This window comes from Xanthomonas bromi, assembly GCF_900092025.1.
In the GTDB taxonomy this organism is placed as follows: domain Bacteria; phylum Pseudomonadota; class Gammaproteobacteria; order Xanthomonadales; family Xanthomonadaceae; genus Xanthomonas; species Xanthomonas bromi.
In genome coordinates this window covers 82,593-102,099 of record NZ_FLTX01000042.1, presented here as the reverse complement: position 1 = coordinate 102,099, position 19,507 = coordinate 82,593, and the positions used below count along the sequence as shown (strand labels likewise).

Below are 19,507 nucleotides of genomic sequence, written 5' to 3'. Positions count from 1 at the left end.
ACAGGCGGTCGGATTGACCGAGGCCGTGGCGGTCTTCAAGACCGAGCACAGCACCACCAGCAACGTTCGCACGGCGCCCGTCGCCAAGCCGGCGCCGGCTGTGCGCGCCAAACTGACCACCGTCGGCGGCAGCGCAGCCGCCAGGCCACGCGCGGTTGCTGCTGCGACGACCGGCGAGAGCAGCTGGCAGGAGTTCTGACCGACAAAGCCTGGCATCGGTGGAGTGCCCTCCGATGCCATCTGCGCCAGGTCTCCGCTCCGCACACATCAGTCGTTGGAACACACCAGGGCCCGACCGAGCACATGCAGCCCGCATGCGCTTGGTCGGGCCCGCATTGCATTGATGGGTCCGGCTGGCGATGCGCCGGACTGTCGCACCGTCACCGGGTGCGGTCAGCTGACGGGACCCTCGCCTACGGCCGAGACACGGCGCTCATCGGCTAGCGCCCCTTTGCGATCAATCACTTACCCATACACAGCATGGCGGCCCCTGGGACCCATGCCGGCATGCACGACAGGCACCCTTCCCTGCGCACGCCGCTTCATGGTGCCTGGCGTCGCCAACCACCTGACCTGCATCGCCGAGGGCTGCCCCGGATTCTGTGAGCGATGCCAGCTATAACAAATCATAAATACCGGACTCAAGTATAGGACCGGGTCGCCGTTACCGGCCCTGCAACCGGGACGGTGCCGGCGCTCGCTACCAGCGCGAGCGATGGGCGTCATGCCGCCGTCCCCCATTGCAGCGGATGCCGAGCGTGATTGCGAGGCGGCCGCCGTTGCACCGGATCGCCCCCTTATCACCCTACCCGGCAGAAATTTTTCATGATCGGTTTTCTCCAACGCTATAACGTCGGCACCCGCCTTTCCGCCGCGTTCGGCTTCCTGATCTTGCTGTCCTGCGGCCTGGTGGTCGCCGGCCTGATGACCTTGGCGCAAGCGCGTGGGCGCCTGGACTCCATCGTCAAGCGCAATATGACGATCCTCGAATATGTCAGCGAGATGCGTAACGCCAGTGCGATCATCTCCATCCAGCTGCGCAATATCGTGCTGCCGACCACGCAGGAAGAGAACATCGGCTTCGCCAAGATCATCGATCAACAGCGGACGTATTACAGCGAACTCCACAACAAGCTGTACGCCATCCCGCCGTCCAACGCCGCCGGCGCCGAAATGCGTCGTCAGATCGATCTTGCACGCGAAAAAGCCCGTGTCGTCAATCAGCAGGTGCTGGACCTGGGCATGAACGACAAGCCCGATGAGGCGCTCAGGATGCTGATGCAGCAGGCGGTACCGGCGAACCAGCAATGGCAGGACGCGCTCAATGCGTATTCCGCGCGCCAGCGCACCCGCGGCGCCACCGCCTTTGCCGATGCCAATACCGCGATGGATCATGGCCGGGCGCTGCTGATCGCCGGCGGCCTTGCGGTGCTTGTGATCAGCAGCCTGTTGGCCTGGCTGATCACCCGCAGCCTGACCCAGCCCCTGCACCGTGCCACGCGCGCCGCCGAGGCCATTGCCGAAGGCCGCCTGGACAGCGACGTGCGCACCACCGCCACTGACGAACCCGGCCGGCTGCTCAGCGCCATGGCCAAGATGCAGGCGCAATTGCAGCGTTTCTCCAGCGAAACCGCGCGGATGATCGAGCTGCACGCCGACAAGGACATGGCCCACCGCATGCCGCAGGACTTCCCCGGCGTCTACGGCGACCTGAGCAAGGGCATCAACACCATGATGTTCGAACACCTGGACGCCATCGTCGATGCGATCGAGGTCCTCAACCAATACGCCCACGGCGATCTGCGTCGCGATGCACGGCGCCTGCCGGGTAGCCGCGCGGTGCTGCACGAATCGATGGATGCGGCCAAGGCCAGCTTGCTGGCGATCAATACCGAGATCAAGCGACTGGCCAGCGCCGCCGCAGCCGGCGATTTCAGCGCCCGCGGCGATGCGCAGCGGTTCGAGCACGATTTCCTTCGCATGGTGCAGGACCTCAACGCGATGATGGAGGTCAGCGACACCAGCCTGGGCAAGCTGTCGGCACTGTTGCAGTCGATCGCCGCCGGCGACCTCACTGCGCGCATGAACGGCAATTTCAACGGTGTGTTCGCCACCATGCGCGATGACGCCAACGCCACCACCGAACAGCTCACCCGCATCGTCGTGCGGATTCAGAGCGTGGCGGGCAACATCAGCGCAGCCACGGGCGAAATCGCCGCCGGCAACCAGGATCTGTCGCAGCGTACCGAACAACAGGCCGCCAACCTGGAAGAGACCGCCGCGTCGATGGAAGAGCTCACCTCTACCGTCAAGCAGAACGCCGAAAGCGCACGTCAGGCCAACCAGCTTGCGATCGGCGCGGCCGGCGTGGCCTTGCAGGGCGGCGAGATCGCCAGCAAGGTGGTCGACACCATGAGCGGGATCGAATCCTCGTCCAAGAAGATCGCCGCCATCATCTCTGTGATCGATGGCATCGCCTTCCAGACCAACATCCTGGCCTTGAACGCAGCAGTGGAAGCCGCACGCGCCGGCGAACAGGGCCGCGGCTTCGCAGTGGTGGCCTCGGAAGTGCGTACCCTGGCACAGCGTTCGGCCGGTGCCGCCAAGGAGATCAAGGACCTGATCGACGACTCGGTGCAGCGCGTGGCCGAAGGCTCGCTGCTGGTGCGCAGCGCCGGTACCACCATGGCCGAGATCGTCTCCAGCGTGCAGCGCGTCACCGACATCATGGGTGAGATTTCCGCGGCCTCGCAGGAGCAGTCGTCGGGCATCGAACAGGTCAACCAGACTGTCACCCAGATGGACGAAACCACCCAGCAGAATGCCGCGCTGGTGGAAGAAGCCACGGCTGCCGCACGCGCACTGGAAGAACAGGCGGTCGGATTGACCGAGGCCGTGGCGGTCTTCAAGACCGAGAGCAACGACGCAGCGTCTGTATCGCGTGCGGCAGCCCCACGCACGTCAGCGGTTCCCGCCGTTAAGGCGACCGTGGTCGCAGCTGTTCGTCCCCCGGCCTCCAAGCCACGCGCCGTGGTCGCTGCGCCCAGCAATGACAGCAGTTGGCAGGAATATTGAGCAGATCGACAGCACTGACTGAACTTGCCTGGTCGGCAGCAATGCCGACCAACTAAAGGCCTGCAAGCGATCGGCCGATAGTCTGCTTATGTCAATGAGAAGTACCGATGACCACCTCTCCCACCCTGTTGCCGCAAACCGTTCCAGTTTCGCCCCGCCGCTGGACCAGCCGTTGGGACGACCTGGCCATCGCCAGGAAACTCGGCATCATCGGCGTGCTGGCGTTGGTGGGGCTGGTGATACCGGTGACGCTCTACAGCGGCAAGCTCGACGAAAGCGTCGCCATCAGCAGCAACGAATTGCGCAGCTACGCGCCGCTTGGCCAAATGCTGGGCCTGATTACCGACCTGCACGCCGCACACGTGGATAGCGGTCGCACCGCCAGTGCCGCCGCACAGCGCGCCGAGCGCGATCTCACCCAACTGCTCGCCACCACTTCCAGCTTGCCCGGCTTCGAACGCAGCCAGAAGGAATTGCGGGCACTGCAGCAGCGCCACGTTGCCAGCACGGCCCCTGATGGCTATGCCGCCGTGAGCGAACACGCCTTCGCCGCGCTCGATGCGTTGCGCGACGACAGCCAGTTGGTCTACACCCCGTATATCGAAAGCTACCACTTGGTGGTATCCACGCTGATCTACAGCCCCGACGCCACCGAATCGCTGACCCGTCTGGACGCCGCCAGCGACCCGTCGCAGGCCGGCGACAGCCGCGCCATGCTGCGCGAGCAGCTCAATCAGCTTGCCCGAAACCATGTGCGTTTCCGACACGAACTGGACAAGGCGATTGGCCTGCTGGAACAGCCCGACCCCGCCCTGGCCGATGCTGCCAAGACCGAAGCCACGCGGGCAAGCGCGGCACTGGTCGCGCTCGACACCGCGTTGAATGGCAGCGATGCGCAGGCGGACACACAGTGGAATGCTGCGCTCGATGCGCTTGGCCAGACCATGCAGGAACTCAGCCACGTTTCCTTGCAGGCGCTGCAGCGGCAATCCGAACGTCACCTGGTCGACGCACGCAACGCGATGCGCGAAGCGATTGCCGGCCTGTTGGTGCTGGCGCTGCTGATCGCCGCGCTGGGTTGGTACACCTTGTCGCGCCTGACCCGCAATGTGCGCCGCGCCGCGGCAGTCGCGGCCAATATCGCGCATGGCCAGTTGGACGATCTTGTCGTGGCAGCCGACCGCGACGAAACCGGACAGTTGCTCACCACCATGCGCCGGATGCAGGAACAACTGCAGTGCGTGCTGAGCGCGCAAAGCGACATGGCGCAGCGCCACGATGCCGGCCAGATCAGCTACCGCATGCAGGCAGACGACTTCCCCGGTGCCTACGCCACCATGGTGCGCGAGACCAATGCGCTGGTCGGCTCGCACATCGCAGTCAAGCTGAAACTCGCGCAGATCATGTCGCGCTACGCCATCGGCGACCTGAGCCAGGACATGGACCGTCTGCCCGGCGAGAAGGCCGTGCTCAGCGACACCATGGATACCGTCAAGGCCAACCTGTCGGCGATGAACAGCGAGATCAAGCTGCTCGCGCAGGCGGCGGCCAATGGCGATTTCGGCGTGCGCGGGGACGCGCAGCGCTTCCAGTACGACTTCCGTGCGATGGTGGACAGTCTCAATCAATTGATGGCCACTGCCGACGCCAATCTGCAGGCGCTCTCGAAGGTATTGCAGGCGATTGCGGCAGGCGATCTCACCACCGGCATGCACGGCAACTTCCACGGCGTGTTCGCACGCATGCGCGACGACGCCAACGCCACCGTGGCGCAGCTGGCCGATATCGTCGGGCGCATCCAGGTTTCCACCGATGCCATCAACGACGCCGCCAGCGAAATTGCCTCTGGCAATCAAGACCTGTCACAGCGCACCGAACAGCAAGCCGCCAATCTGGAAGAAACCGCGGCCTCGATGGAAGAGCTCACCTCCACTGTGCGCAACAACGCCGAACATGCGCGCCGCGCAAACCAGTTGGTGGTGAGTGCGGCCACGGTCGCCTCGCAAGGCGGTGCGGTGGTGGGTGAGGTCGTGGGCACCATGGCCGGCATCCAGGTCGCCTCCAAGAAGATCGCCGACATCATCAGCATCATCGACGGCATTGCGTTCCAGACCAATATCCTCGCCTTGAACGCTGCGGTGGAAGCCGCGCGCGCCGGTGAGCAAGGTCGTGGCTTTGCGGTGGTGGCCAGTGAGGTCCGCATGCTGGCACAGCGCTCGGCTGGCGCGGCAAAGGAGATCAAGCACCTGATCGAGGATTCGGTCAGCCGTGTCGAACACGGCAACCAGCTGGTGGGCCAGGCCGGTCGCACCATGCAGGACATCGTCGATTCGGTGCAGAGCGTCACCGCCATCATGCAGGAAATCGGCGAGGCCTCGCAGCAGCAGTCGCAAGGTATCGAACTGGTCAGTCAGACCATCGCACAGATGGATCAGGCGACCCAGCAGAACGCCGCACTGGTGGAAGAAGCCACTGCCGCCGCCCGTTCGATGGAAGAACAGGCGCAGCAATTGCGCGATGCGGTCTCCGTGTTCCAGTTGCAGGCCGAGCCTGCACACAGCCAGCTGGGTCGCGCTGCCTGAGGCAACGTCTGGCGGCATGTCTGCATCGGGGGCAGTGCGCGGCCGGATGCGTCCCGCATCGGCGCTGACCGCACCCTTCATCGGTCAGGCAACGGCGCGACCAGGACACCCACGCATTGCAAAGCCGCAAGGAACTCCAATGCCCGCCCTCTTTCGGGCGCGTGAGAAAGAAGTGAAAACATAAATTCCGAAAACCGCCGAGGTGCCCGCGTGACACGGGTTTTCAGGTGGTTCTGCACACCAGCTTCATCTCGGTGACGCCTGCCCATACGCTCGCGATCTTGTCGGTTCAGTGGCCATGACGATTGCCGTTACCAATCTTAAGCGTGCATACCTGCCCTGCAATCGATGACGCCGCGACCATTGTGTCGCACGCATCGATGGATCGGTTCGACGCAAGCCCGCATCGGCGCCACCAGCGTACCCAGTACACCAACGCGCCCAGCGCATCACCCCTTTTCTGCCTATCGCTCCCGAGATTCCAACCATGATCGCTCTTCTACAACGGTACAACGTCGGCAAGCGCCTCACCTTCGCCTTCGGCACGCTGATCCTGCTGTCCTGCGCTCTGGTCGTCGCAGGCCTGCAAACGCTGGCGCAGGCCCGCCAGAGCCTGGATACGCTGACCAATCGCAACATGGTCATCGTCCAGCGTCTGCAGGAAATGAACAACGCGGTGTCGGTCATTGCCGTGCAGTTGCGCAACATCGTCTTGCCGACGAGCGATGAAGAAGACCATCGCTCCGTCGCGATCATCGAAGAACAGCGCAACATCTACCAGGAGGCGCACGACAAGCTCTACACCTTCCCGGCCACGTCCGTGGGCCAGGCGCTGCGTGAGAAGATCGACGCGAACAACAAGGCGGCCAGCGCGTTCAACCAGCAGGTGGTCGATCTGGGTCTTGCCGACAAGAACGAAGAAGCCATGCCGCTGCTGTTGCAGCGTGCAGCACCCGCCACGCAAGCATGGCAGGACGCATTGCTGGAGTATTCGGCACTGCAGCGCCAGCGCGCCCAGGAAGCCAATGCGCTCGCCATCACGGCCATGACGCGCGGCCGTGCCATGTTGATCGGTGGTGGCCTGGCGGTGGTGCTGATCAGCGGCATGCTCGCCTTGCTGATCACCCGTAGCCTGGTGGTGCCGCTGACACGCGCAACCCGCGCTGCCGAAGCCATTGCCCAGGGTAATCTGGATAACGACGTCAGCACGCAGTCCAACGACGAAACCGGCCGGCTGTTGCACGCCATGAACAGCATGCAGGGCCAGATACGCAACTTGATTGCCGCGCAGTTGGACATGGCCAAGCGCCATGAAGAAGGCCAGATCAGCTTCCGCCTGGATGCCGACGCATTCCCGGGCGATTTCGGCCGCATGGCCAGTCAAACCAACGAGCTCGTGGCCGCGCACATCAAGGTCAAGATGCAGACCATCCACCTGATCGGGCGTTACGCCATCGGCGACCTCTCCGAAGACATGCCGCAACTGCCCGGCGAGAAAGCCGCCATCACCACCGCGATGAACCAGGTCAAGCACAACCTGGCGACGATGAATACCGAGATCAAGCAGCTGGCGCAGGCCGCGGCGAATGGCGACTTTACCGCGCGCGGCAATACCGAGCAGTTCCAGTTCGACTTCCGCGTGATGGTGGAAAGCCTCAATACCTTGATGGCCACCGCCGATGGCAACCTGCAGTCGCTCTCAAGCGTGTTGCAGTCGATTGCTGCGGGCGACCTCACTGCACGTATGAGCGGCCAATACCAGGGCGTGTTTGCGCAGATGCGCGACGACGCCAATGCCACCGCCGAACAACTGGCCAGCATCGTCGGCCGCATCCAGGTCGCGGCCGACGCAATTGGTCTGGCCTCGGGCGAAATCGCCTCCGGTAACCAGGACCTGTCGCAGCGCACCGAACAGCAGGCCGCCAATCTGGAAGAAACCGCGGCATCGATGGAAGAGCTCACTTCCACCGTCAAGCAGAATGCCGAACACGCCAGCCAGGCCAACCAGCTCGCCATTGGCGCCGCTGCGGTCGCCTCGCAAGGCGGCGATGTGGTGGCGAAGGTGGTCACCACCATGTCCGACATCCAGGGCTCGTCCAAGAAGATCGCCGAGATCATCAGCGTCATCGACGGGATCGCCTTCCAGACCAACATCCTGGCCTTGAACGCGGCGGTGGAAGCGGCGCGTGCCGGCGAACAGGGCCGTGGTTTTGCGGTTGTCGCCTCAGAGGTACGCACGCTGGCGCAGCGTTCGGCCGGCGCGGCCAAGGAGATCAAGCACCTGATCGACGACTCGGTCGAGAAGGTCACGCAAGGCGCAACGCTGGTCGATCAGGCCGGCTCCACCATGGCCGAGATCGTTGCCAGCGTGCAGCGCGTCACCAACATCATGGGCGAGATCTCCTCAGCCTCGCAGGAACAGTATTCGGGTATCGAGCAGGTCAACCAGACCGTGACACAGATGGACGAAACCACACAGCAGAACGCCGCCTTGGTGGAAGAAGCCACGGCCGCCGCACGCGCGATGGAAGAACAGGCCCAGCAGCTGACCGAAGCGGTGGCGGTGTTCAAGGTCGCCGCACAGGCACCGGTGGCGCGTCAGTTGTCGGCCATTGCCAGCGCACCGGCCAATGCCCGCTTCGCACCGGGCCCGGCAGCGCGTGTCACCGCGGCGGCCGCATCGCCCCGTCGCAGCCCGACGAGCAACGCCACATCGGCCACGGATCTGTCCGATTGGCAGGAGTTCTGATCGCGCAGACGTTCTGATCGCGACAGCATCGCCACGACAGTCCGTATCAAACGGCTGTCGTGGCACTGCGCGAACGCCGCGTCCGGCGCGCAGCCACGGCGTGCGACGTGTGCAACATGTGAAGCCAACGCAAACCGACACCTTTTGCGCTCGCACGAACTCACCGAAAACAGCATTTTCTAACGGCAGAAACGCAGAATTCTGCCTAGTCCGGACATCGGGTCGCGCTCATCCGCACGCGCCCATCACGTGTCTGAGAACCCGCTTTACCAACTTGCCCAGCCCACTCAATCGACTGCAGCTCGCGCCGTTACCAGAGGGCGTGATGACATACAGAGGCGAGCGCAGCGCGCTTTTCTGGACCGTCGACGCAACAGCCTTCCACCTTCTTGAGTCGAGCGATCCCATGACCTCCGTTTTATTACGTTTCAATGTCGGGCCGCGCCTGGCTGCCGCCTTCACCGTGCTGATCCTGCTTTCCGGGTGCATCGCCGTTATCGGCTATCGCGGGCTGACCTCTGCACGTGCGCTGGTGGATGCCCTGGTGCACCAGAACATGACCAAGATCCGCCTCTCCAACGACATGATGAATGCCAACTACGTCATCGCCTCGGAGCTACGCAATGTGGTGTTGCCGACAAGCAACGAAGAAAATCTGAAATTCATCGCCTCCATCAAAGCGGCACGTGCCGATTACGGCAAGGCGCGCGATGCGCTGTATGCCATGCCGTCGTCGCCGCAGGGCCTGGATATCCGCGAAGAGATCGATCGCCTGACCCCGCAAGTGCGTGAATTGAACAACAAGGTCATCGCGCTGGTGACGTCCGGCCACACCGACCAAGCATTGCCGTTGCTGCTTACCCAAGCCGCGCCCGCGTTGGAGAAGTGGCAGGACAAGATCGCCGAGAACATCGCACTGCAGGACAAGCTCGCCGCCGAAGCGGCCGAAGCGGCGCTGCATTCGATGGACGATTCGCGCAAGTTGCTGGTGGGCGGTTCGCTGATGGTGGTGTTGCTGAGCGGCACCCTGGGCTTGCTGATCACCCGCAGCCTCACCCGGCCGCTGAGCCGCGCCACCCGCGCCGCCGAAGCGATTGCCGACGGCAAACTCGATAACGCCGTGCACAGCGATGCCAGCGACGAAACCGGCCGCCTGCTGCAGGCCATGGACAAGATGCAATCGCAGGTGCGCAACCTGATCACCGCCCAGCTGGACATGGCAAAGCGCCACGATGCCGGCCAGGTGAGCTTCCGCATGGATGCCGGCGCATTGCCCGGCGAGTACGGCCGCATGGCCAGCGACACCAACGCGCTGGTCGACAGCCATGTCAAGGTCACCGCACGCCTGGCACAGATCATGGGCCGTTACGCGATCGGCGACCTCAGCGACGACATGGATGCCCTGCCCGGCGAACAAGCCAAACTCACCGAGACCATGGCGCAGGTCAAACGCAACCTGGCAGCGATGAATCAGCAGATCAAACAGCTGGCGCAAGCCGCTGCTGCTGGCGACTTCAGTGCACGTGGCGATGCGGCGCAGTTCCAGTACGACTTCCGCATCATGGTCGAAAGCCTCAATCAACTGATGGCCACGGCCGATGGCAGCCTGCAATCGTTGTCGGGCATGTTGCAGGCGATTGCCGCGGGCGATCTGACCGCGCGCATGGACGGCGATTTCCAGGGCGTCTTCGCACAGATGCGCGACGACGCCAATGCCACCGCCACGCAGTTGGCCAGCATCGTCGGGCACATCCAGACCTCGGCGGTCTCGATCAATGCGGCCGCCAGCGAAATCGCCGCAGGCAATAACGACCTGTCGCAGCGCACCGAGCAGCAGGCCGCCAATCTGGAAGAAACCGCGGCCTCGATGGAAGAGCTCACCTCCACCGTCAAGCAGAATGCAGAAGGCGCACGGCAAGCCAATCAGCTCGCGATCGGCGCGGCCAGCGTGGCCTCGCAAGGTGGCGAGGTGGTCGGCAAGGTCGTCGACACCATGGCCGGCATCCAGGCCTCGTCGAAGAAGATCGCCGACATCATCAGCGTCATCGACGGCATCGCATTCCAGACCAATATCCTGGCCTTGAATGCCGCCGTGGAAGCTGCGCGTGCCGGTGACCAGGGTCGCGGCTTTGCGGTGGTGGCCAGTGAAGTGCGCACGCTGGCACAGCGTTCGTCCGCCGCCTCCAAGGAGATCAAGGACCTGATCGGCGATTCGGTGCAGCGCGTCGCCGACGGCTCGCAGCTGGTAGACCAGGCCGGCCGCACCATGGCCGACATCGTGTCTTCGGTGCAGCGCGTCACCGACATCATGGGCCAGATTTCCGCTGCCTCGCAGGAACAATCGGCTGGCATCGAACAGGTCAATCTCACCGTCACGCAGATGGATGAGGCCACCCAGCAGAACGCTGCACTGGTGGAAGAAGCCACCGCCGCTGCACGGGCGATGGAAGAACAGGCGCAGCAACTCACCGAGGCCGTTGCGGTGTTCAAGATCGATGCGAACGCGCCGCTGGCACGCAAGTTGTCGGTGATCGCCGGTGCCGCGGGCAACCAGCGGCACGCGGCACGCCCTGCTCCACGTGCAGCATTCGCAACCGCGACACCGCGCCGCGTCGTGGCCAGCCCGTCCACCTCGACGGTTGCCGCTGGCGATTGGAAGGAGTTTTAAGCGGCAGCGCTGCGCCTCATCGGTCGCCGGTCGTCGTCGGCGACCGGCGCGGAACCGGCGAGTCCTTGCAGTCGCATCCACCGCCCTACCCAGCCTCACCAGGCAGGTGCAGCGGCCGATGCACGTTTCACGCACCACCGTTGTCAGCAACACAGAACGATTCGAGAGTCTTTGATCCGCGCTCCGCAGATCTTATGGGCCGCTTCCCTTGCGAGGGGAAGCGGCCTTTTTTTGCTTCTGTCCCCTGCAGGCCACCGACCGAACGTCATGAGCCGTCCTCAGACGGGGACCGCGTGCAGCAACCGATGCCGAGGAGTACGATTCCGAGCCGCGATCGCTTGGCGGCTGCGTCGCCGTCGTGCTGGCTGCCCAGCATCTCGGCCGGGACGCGCAGCAAGGTCAGCGTTATGCGAGCCGCACCGGTCCGTCCAAGCCCGCACGCCATCCAGATTTCACCCAGAACTTACAATTCACAACGGACCGCTCACCGCCCCAAACCGCTTTCAACGGCCTAATAGTGAATGCGCTGCCCAATTTTGTGCTGATTTCAAAAGAAGCAATCAATTTTTGGCATAAACAGCCCCTATTCAGCTCACGCATTCGTAACGCCCTCCCCCGGGCAAGGTCGATCCCTCATGCATTCATTCAACCGCCTATCGGTCGGAACGCGGCTCTCCGCACTGCTCACTCTGGTCATCGCCAGTTAGCTGGGCCCGCTGGCCCTGGCCATCTACCGCCAGTCCGCTGGCGACATCGAATCGCAGGGCAAGGCCGAACTGCGCTCCAGCACCCGGCTGATGCAGCAGTCGGTGGCGATGTACGACGTCACCCTCAGCGAGGGCACTCTGCGCCTGGGCAGCGTCTTCGACGACATGCTTCCCACCGGTGCGCGCGAACTCGATCGCGCCAGCACCGTCGCCATCGGCGAGCAGAACACCCCGTCGCTGCGCGCCGGCAAGCAGGCGCTGAATCTCCATTTCGACGCAGTCGACCGCTTTGCCAAGGCGACCGGCGGCGTCGCCACGATCTTCGCGCGTACCGGCGACGACTTCGTGCGCATCACCACCTCGCTGCGCAACAAGCAGAACCAACGCGTCATCGGCACCTTGCTGGATCGCAAGGGCAAGGCCTATGCCGCGCTGTCGCAAGGCAAGGCCTTCACCGGCCAGGCGCAGCTGTTCGGCGAGCAGTACATGACCCACTACCAGCCGCTGCGTAATGCCGCCGGCGGGTTGATCGGCGCGCTGTTCGTCGGGCGCAACTACACCCAGGGCCTGGCCGCGCTCAAGGCCCAGGTCCGCACCACCAAACTGGGCCAGGACGGCTATTTCGTCATCGTCGACATGGCGCCGGGTGATCACCAGGGCCAGGTCATCGCGGGCCCGCCGGGCACCCCGGCCACGTTGGCGGCGCTGGTACCGGCCGGACAGCAGGCGCTGTTGCAGGCAGTGCTGGACGGCAAGCAGCCTGGCGCCAACCTGCAACTGCGCGATGCCAAGGGGGCCAGCCAGGCGTTCGAAGTCACCGCACAGCGCGCCGTGGCAGTGGGCAGTGATCGGCGCGCAGCCGCGCAGCGCCATCGACGGCCCGCTGGATGCGCTGATGGGCAGCATGCTGCTGTTCTCGCTGGTGGTGCTGGCGCTGTGTATCGCGGTGGTGTTCGTCGCCGCGCGCAAGATGGTCACCCGCCCGCTGCTGACAGTGGAACGCGTGCTCGGCGACGTGGCTGCCGGTCGCCTGGACAACCCCATCGAGATCGACCGGCACGACGAACTCGGCCGCCTGCTGCTCAACGCACGCACCATGCGCGACGACCTGCGCGCACGCCTGGAACGCGACCACCTGATCGCCAGCGAAGCACTGCGCGTGCGCACCGCGTTGGACGACGTCAGCACCAACGTGATGATCGCCGACGCCGACCGCCGCATTATCTACGTCAATCGCCCGCTGCAGCGCATGCTTTCCGAGATGCAGGACCGCGTACGGCACGACCTGCCCGACTTCGATGCCACGGCATTGAGCACGACCCGCATCGACCAGTTCCATCGCAACCCCGAGCAGGCACGCCTGCTGGAGCAACTCAAGAGCACCCACACCGCTCAGATCGAGATTGGTGGCCGCATCGTGCAGGAAGTGGTCAGCCCCGTCGTGGCTGCCACCGGCGAGCGCATGGGCTATGTGGTCGAATGGAGCGACCGTACCCAGGAAGTCCAGGTGGAACAGGAGGTCGCGCACGCGGTGGAGGCCGCCGCCGCCGGCGACCTGAGCGAACGGATCGACATCCGCGGCAAGCAAGGCTTCCTGTTGCTGCTGGCCCAACAGCTCAACACCTTGCTGGACAACAACGCAGACGGACTATCGCGCGTCTCGGCCCTGCTTTCGTCGCTGTCGCACGGCGATTTGACCGCCCGCATGGACGGCGAGCTGCAAGGCAGCTTCGCCACCATCCGCGACGACGCCAACGCCACCACCGACCAGCTGGCCGGCATCGTGCGCCGCATCAAGGACTCCTCGCTGACGATCAATTCGGCCGCCACCTAAATCGCCACCGGCAATGGCGACCTGTCGCGTCGCACCGAACAACAGGCGGCCGCGCTTGAAGAAACCGCTGCGTCGATGGAAGAGCTCACCGCCACCGTCAAGCAGAACGCCGACAACGCCGACCAGGCCAATCGCCTGGTGCTGGATGCTGCCGGCGTGGCGGCAAAGGGCGGCGATGTGGTGAACCGCGTGGTCACCACCATGGCCGACATCGATACCTCGTCCAAGAAGATCGCCGAGATCATCAGCGTCATCGACGGCATCGCCTTCCAGACCAACATCCTGGCCTTGAACGCGGCGGTGGAAGCGGCGCGTGCCGGCGAACAGGGCCGCGGCTTTGCCGTGGTCGCCTCGGAAGTCCGCACCCTGGCGCCGCGCTCGGCCAGCGCGGCCAAGGAAATCAAGCACCTGATCGAAGACTCGGTGACCCGCATCGGCAACGGCGCTGCACTGGCCTCCGAAGCCGGCAGCACCATGCAGCAGGTCGTCGGCGCGGTGCAGCGTGTGACCGACATCATGGGCAAGATCACCAGCGCGTCGCGCGAACAGGCAGCCGGCATCATCCAGGTCAACCAGACCGTGACCCAGATGGACGAAACCACCCAGCAAAATGCCGCGCTGGTGGAAGAAGCCACGGCCGCAGCGCGCTCGATGGAGGACCAGGCGGCTCAGTTGGTCGATGCGGTTGCCGTGTTCCGCCTGGAGCCGCAGGACCGTCTGAGCACCCTGTTGGCCAATGCACGCCACGCCTACAGCTGAGACGGCACGACGAGGTCTTGCAGCAGCGTCGAGGGCGTCGTGCCCTCGCCGCTCGCCAGACACGCTGCAAGGACATCCTGACAGTCTCGATGGCGGCATCCAGCCCATCAACGATCCCGCAAGCGGCAAGGACACCGCAGCAGACAGTGTGTTGGTGACTTCATTGAAGAGCGAAGACACCGCTGGAGCGGTGCCGGTAGCTCGCCGACACGATGCGCATCGACCCGCTCGCCGGGTTCTTCCCGCTCGCCGTCGCAAGACCTCGTCGCAAGGGTTTTGTCAGCCGCCTTAAAGATTTGGCTATGCCGCCGATATCAAGGCGACGCCGGGAGAACCCGTCTGGCGCCTTCCCGCTTCCACTGTGCCTGTGCCCATGTCCCAAGGCGATACCTCAGAGCTGGACCACAACACCGATCACCTTCCCGAAGGTGACGAACGCTACCTGCTGCGCAACAAGCGGCAGATCCGCGGATTGCTGCGCCAGCTACTCGACCAACGCGCCGTCGTGACCATGCATGTGGCCGGACGCGACTTGGCCGTGCCCACCGCCGTGTTGGACGTGGACGAGGACGACGACTGCGTGATCTTGGACGGCAGCCATAACGAGGCCTCCAACCGCGCCATCGAAGGCGCCAAATACCTGCTGTGTTATGCCCAACTGGAACGGGTCAACATCCGCTTCCGCCTGGAAAAGGTCGAGCGGATCGAGCGAGACATCCACGTCGCTTTTCGCGCCGACCTGCCCGACGCCCTGTACCACATGCAACGGCGCGAATCGTACCGGCTGGAAACCCCAATCACCGATTCGCCCATCTGCACCATCCGCGAGGAAACCACACAGGGCGAAGCGCTCAATCTGCAACTACGCGTCATCGACATCAGCAGCGGCGGCCTGGCGGTGTCTCTCACCGACGGCATGCCGTTGCTCGAACCGAACCGCACCTACCGCAACTGCCTCCTGCAATTGCCCGACACTGCGCCCATCACGCTACCGCTCACGGTGTGCAGCCAGTACAAGCAGACCCTGCCCAACGGCAGCGAAGGCTTCCGCATCGGCATGCAGTTCAGCGACCTGCCGCGCGGTGCCGACGAAACCATCCAGCGCTATATCTTCCGCGTCGACCGCCAGCGCAACGCGCGCAAGAGCGGCGTGTTCTGAACCCTCCCGCACCACGCGGGGCCGGCACCTAAAGTTGCGGCCCACCCCGCCGATGTTGCTAGGGCATCCCTCATCCGTCTCTGCTGCCGCAGTCCTGCCGCAACCTGACACTTAGCCGCAACGCCCGGAGTTTCCATGAACGATAAAAGCACTGCCACCGGCACCGGTGGTGAATTCCTCAGCTTCGCTTTGGGCGAAGAACACTACGGCGTGGACATCCTGAAAGTGCAGGAAATCCGCGGCTACGATTCGGTCACCCGTCTGCCCGACGCGCCCGACTACATCAAGGGTGTGATCAACCTGCGCGGCACCATCGTGCCGGTGATCGACCTGCGTCTGAAGCTGCGCCTGAAAGAAGCGCGCTACGACGCCTTCACCGTGATGATCGTGCTCAACGTCGAAGACCGCGTCGTCGGCATCGTCGTTGACAGCGTTTCCGACGTGATCCCGCTCAACGATGACCAGATCCGCCCCACGCCCGAGTTCGGCGCTGCGGTCGACACCCGTTTCATCTCGGGGATCGGCACCCAGGACGATCGCATGTTGATCCTGCTGGATATCGAAACCCTGCTGGACAGCACCGAGCTGGGTCAGCAACTGGTCGAAGAAGCCGCCTGAGTCAGGCGACTGAGCTACCTCGCCTGCGGTCGTCGCAGCGGTGGAGGTGTGCGGGAGCGAGGGTCTACGACCCGCCGCCCTGCACCCACCCACCGCTGCGACAGCCGCAACGCGTTATAGGTCAGCCCATCTACGACTATCGCGTGTCGGGAGCGTCCCTACAGGCGACACCCCACTCTTGTGAAATGTGATTCAAATCGCGTTTTCTGGATTCAAGTTGAACGGCGGCTAGCCGATAGCTGAATGGAAGCCCGCGTCCACATAACGGGTCACCGTTCGACTTTTGATTTCTGGAGAATCCCTGTGAAATTCCTGCTCTCGCTCCTCCCCGTCGCTGCTCTCGTGATCGTCGCTCCCTCGCTCTCGGCTCAGTCGCAGGAAATGATTCCGCCGGAAATGGCGACGCGCTTCGTCGGCAAGGACGGCATGGTGTGCGGCAAGGTCGAAAAGGCCAAGTACGCGCAAAGCTCGGAAGGCGAACCCACCTTCCTGTACATGGGCGGCATGTTCCCGCGCCACACCTTCTCCGCACGCATCGACGGCGCCAACCGCGGCAAGTTCAGCTTCGCCCCGGAAACGCTCGAAGGTAAGGACGTGTGCGTCCTCGGCAAGATCCAGCGCGACAGTTCGCGTGCCGAAATCGAAGTCAGCTCCCCGGCCAGCCTGAAGCTCGCCACCATCAAGTAATCGCCTCGTCCATCGCCACGCCCTCGCGCGTGGCGATGTGCTGTTGCGGCTATGCGGACTGACTTCTACGGGGAATCGTGTCAATGCAATGGATCAACAATCTGAAATTGATGCCCAAGCTGATGCTGGCGTTCGGCATCGTGCTGCTGATCATGCTCGTCCAGGGCATCATCGCCTATTCGGGTCTCGCCTCGCTCAATAACGTGACCCGCGATCTGGCCGGCAATACCATGTCCAGCGTGCGCGAAGCAGGCGATCTGCGCGGCATGCTCGGCGAATACCGGAATGCGTCTTATCAAAACCTGGTGCGCGCCAGCGATGCGGTCAAGCAGGAAGCCAAGGTCCGCGCCAAGCGGCTCAACGGCGAAATCGAAGCAACGATCAAGGGTTACACCCGCCTGATCGAAAGCCCGCAGCAGAAAACACTCTTCGACGTGTTCGTGGCCGACTGGAAGAAGGCCTCGGCCTCCTACGCCAGCGTCGATGAAATGATCGAGCTGAATCTGCCCGATGACGCCGTCGACACCTTCGTCGGCGAGACCCGCACCCTGCACAACAAGGCCAAGGATTCGCTGGCTGCGTTGATCGCCGAAGACAACCTGCTCGCGCAGGCTGCCAAGACCAAGGCCGAAAAGGTCCACGCCACGTCCGTCTCGCTGACCGTGATGGTGCTGCTGATCGGCATCGCTGGCGGCCTGGGGCTGGCGTTCCTGTTCGCCAGCTCCATCGTCAAGAGCATGCGCGGCGCGGTCACCACCGCCACCGAAATCGCCGGCGGCAAGCTGGACGGCCAGATCAACGCGCAGGGCCGGGACGAAGTGGGCGAGTTGATGCGCTCCATGCAGCGCATGCAGCGCGGCCTGAAGGAGCGCATCGAACGCGATCGCACCATCGCCGACGAAAACCTGCGTATCCGTACCGCACTGGACAAGTCCTCGACCGGCACCTTCATCACCGACACCGATCGGGTCATGATCTACGCCAACGAGGCGTTCCAGAAGCTGATCGCGCATTACGAAGGCAGCATCCGTCTGTCCTCGCCCGATTTTGAAGCCAGCAAGATCATCGGCCAGCACATCAGCTATCTCGGCCTGCCCGAACCGACCGTGCGCAACGCCATCGCAGCGTTGGAACGCGACGGTATCACCAGCTTCGAAGAGCGCTACGGCGAGTTTGTGATGACGCAGACCGTCACCGTCATCAAGAACGAGCAGGGCGAAAGCACCGGCGATGTCTGCGAATGGCGCGACCGCACCATCGAAGTCCAGGTCGAAGAAGAAGTCGCCCGGATCGTGCGTGCCGCTGCCAGCGGCGACATGAGCGGCCGCGTGGAAACCGATGGCAAGCAGGGGTTCTTCCTGCAGCTGGCGCAGCAGCTCAACGGCCTGCTGGACGCCAATGCCGGCAGCCTGGAGCAGATCTCGGCACTGTTGTCCGCGCTGTCGCGTGGCGACCTGACCGTGCGCATGCATGGTGAGTTCAGCGGTGTGTTCGCGCAGATGCGCGACGATGCCAATGCCACCGCCGAGCAGTTGGCCGACATCGTCGGGCGCATCAAGCTGTCGTCCAGTGCGATCAATTCGGCCGCTGGCGAAATCGCCTCGGGCAACAGCGACCTGTCGCACCGTACCGAGCAGCAGGCTGCCAATCTGGAAGAAACCGCGGCCTCGATGGAAGAGCTCACCTCCACCGTCAAGCAGAACGCCGAAAGCGCCCGTCAGGCCAACCAGCTTGCCATCGGCGCCACCGGCGTGGCCTCGCAAGGCGGCGACGTGGTGTCGCAGGTGGTCACCACCATGTCCGGCATCGAAGCCTCGTCCAAGAAAATCGCCGACATCATCAGCGTCATCGACGGCATTGCCTTCCAGACCAATATCCTGGCCTTGAATGCAGCGGTGGAAGCCGCACGTGCCGGCGAACAGGGCCGCGGCTTCGCCGTGGTGGCATCGGAAGTGCGTACGCTGGCACAGCGTTCGGCCGGTGCGGCGAAGGAGATCAAGGGTTTGATCGACGACTCCGTGCACAAGGTGGCCGAAGGCTCGGCACTGGTCCGCAAGGCCGGCGCCACCATGGCCGACATCGTGGCCAGCGTGCAGCGCGTGACCGACATCATGGGCGAGATTTCCGCCGCCTCGCAGGAGCAGTCTTCCGGGATCGAGCAGGTCAACCAGACCATCACCCAGATGGACGAAACCACCCAGCAGAATGCTGCGCTGGTGGAAGAAGCCACCGCTGCCGCCCGCTCGATGGAAGAGCAGGCCGGTCACCTGGCCGAAGCGGTGTCGGTGTTCAAGCTGGACGAATCGGCTGCGCAGGTTGCGCAGACCGCACGGATGAGGCCGATCGCCTCACGGCCGGTTGCAGTCAAAAGCGCCGCCAAGCCGGTGGCGCGGGCAGCAGCGTCGCGGCCTGGCACTTCGCAGGCTGCGCTGGCCGACGGTAACTGGCAAGAGTTCTGATTCATCGCTGTCCCCCACAACGCCCCGGCACTGCCGGGGCGTTGTGCATCTGGGCGATGCGTCTGCGTCGCCCCATCGCGCTATGCCAGCGAATGCATGACTGGCTGCGTCTGGCTCGCAGCGGCCGGCAAACGCGGTCCCCTGCCCCCATCGCAGGCCCCACTGAACCCAAGTGTGCGCAATCCACGCATTAGTGCTTCAGTTGCGCGG

At 64.0% G+C, this 19,507-nt stretch carries 8 protein-coding genes and 2 pseudogenes; all 10 read left to right on the top strand.

The window, feature by feature from the left end:
* Window positions 1–199, top strand: a pseudogene (locus XBLMG947_RS14335) (methyl-accepting chemotaxis protein); the annotation flags it as partial.
* 626 nt (window positions 200–825) lie between these two features.
* Entirely contained in the window at window positions 826–3,075 is a 2,250-nt protein-coding gene (locus XBLMG947_RS14330) for a methyl-accepting chemotaxis protein (protein WP_065469326.1), read from the top strand.
* A 107-nt stretch (window positions 3,076–3,182) separates the two neighbouring features.
* Entirely contained in the window at window positions 3,183–5,657 is a 2,475-nt protein-coding gene (locus tag XBLMG947_RS14325) for a methyl-accepting chemotaxis protein (protein WP_065469325.1), read from the top strand.
* 487 nt (window positions 5,658–6,144) lie between these two features.
* Entirely contained in the window at window positions 6,145–8,406 is a 2,262-nt protein-coding gene (locus XBLMG947_RS14320) for a methyl-accepting chemotaxis protein (RefSeq protein ID WP_065469324.1), read from the top strand.
* A gap of 406 nt (window positions 8,407–8,812) precedes the next feature.
* Window positions 8,813–11,074: a methyl-accepting chemotaxis protein gene (locus tag XBLMG947_RS14315; RefSeq protein WP_065469323.1), complete on the top strand. Its 2,262-nt coding sequence runs from the start codon at window positions 8,813–8,815 to the stop codon at window positions 11,072–11,074.
* 707 nt (window positions 11,075–11,781) lie between these two features.
* Window positions 11,782–14,374: pseudogene (locus tag XBLMG947_RS23215) on the top strand (methyl-accepting chemotaxis protein).
* Window positions 14,375–14,747: 373 nt separating this feature from the next.
* A complete protein-coding gene (locus XBLMG947_RS14305) occupies window positions 14,748–15,533 on the top strand; it encodes a flagellar brake protein (RefSeq protein WP_065469322.1) in 786 nt (261 codons plus the stop codon).
* Between the two features lie 135 nt (window positions 15,534–15,668).
* Window positions 15,669–16,151 (top strand): chemotaxis protein CheW, encoded by a 483-nt coding sequence (locus tag XBLMG947_RS14300; protein WP_002806488.1) that lies wholly within the window; start codon window positions 15,669–15,671, stop codon window positions 16,149–16,151.
* Window positions 16,152–16,532: 381 nt separating this feature from the next.
* Entirely contained in the window at window positions 16,533–16,838 is a 306-nt protein-coding gene (locus tag XBLMG947_RS14295; protein WP_372167511.1) for a hypothetical protein, read from the top strand.
* A gap of 83 nt (window positions 16,839–16,921) precedes the next feature.
* A complete protein-coding gene (locus XBLMG947_RS14290; protein ID WP_065469321.1) occupies window positions 16,922–19,297 on the top strand; it encodes a methyl-accepting chemotaxis protein in 2,376 nt (791 codons plus the stop codon).
* The last annotated feature ends 210 nt before the right edge of the window (window positions 19,298–19,507 follow it).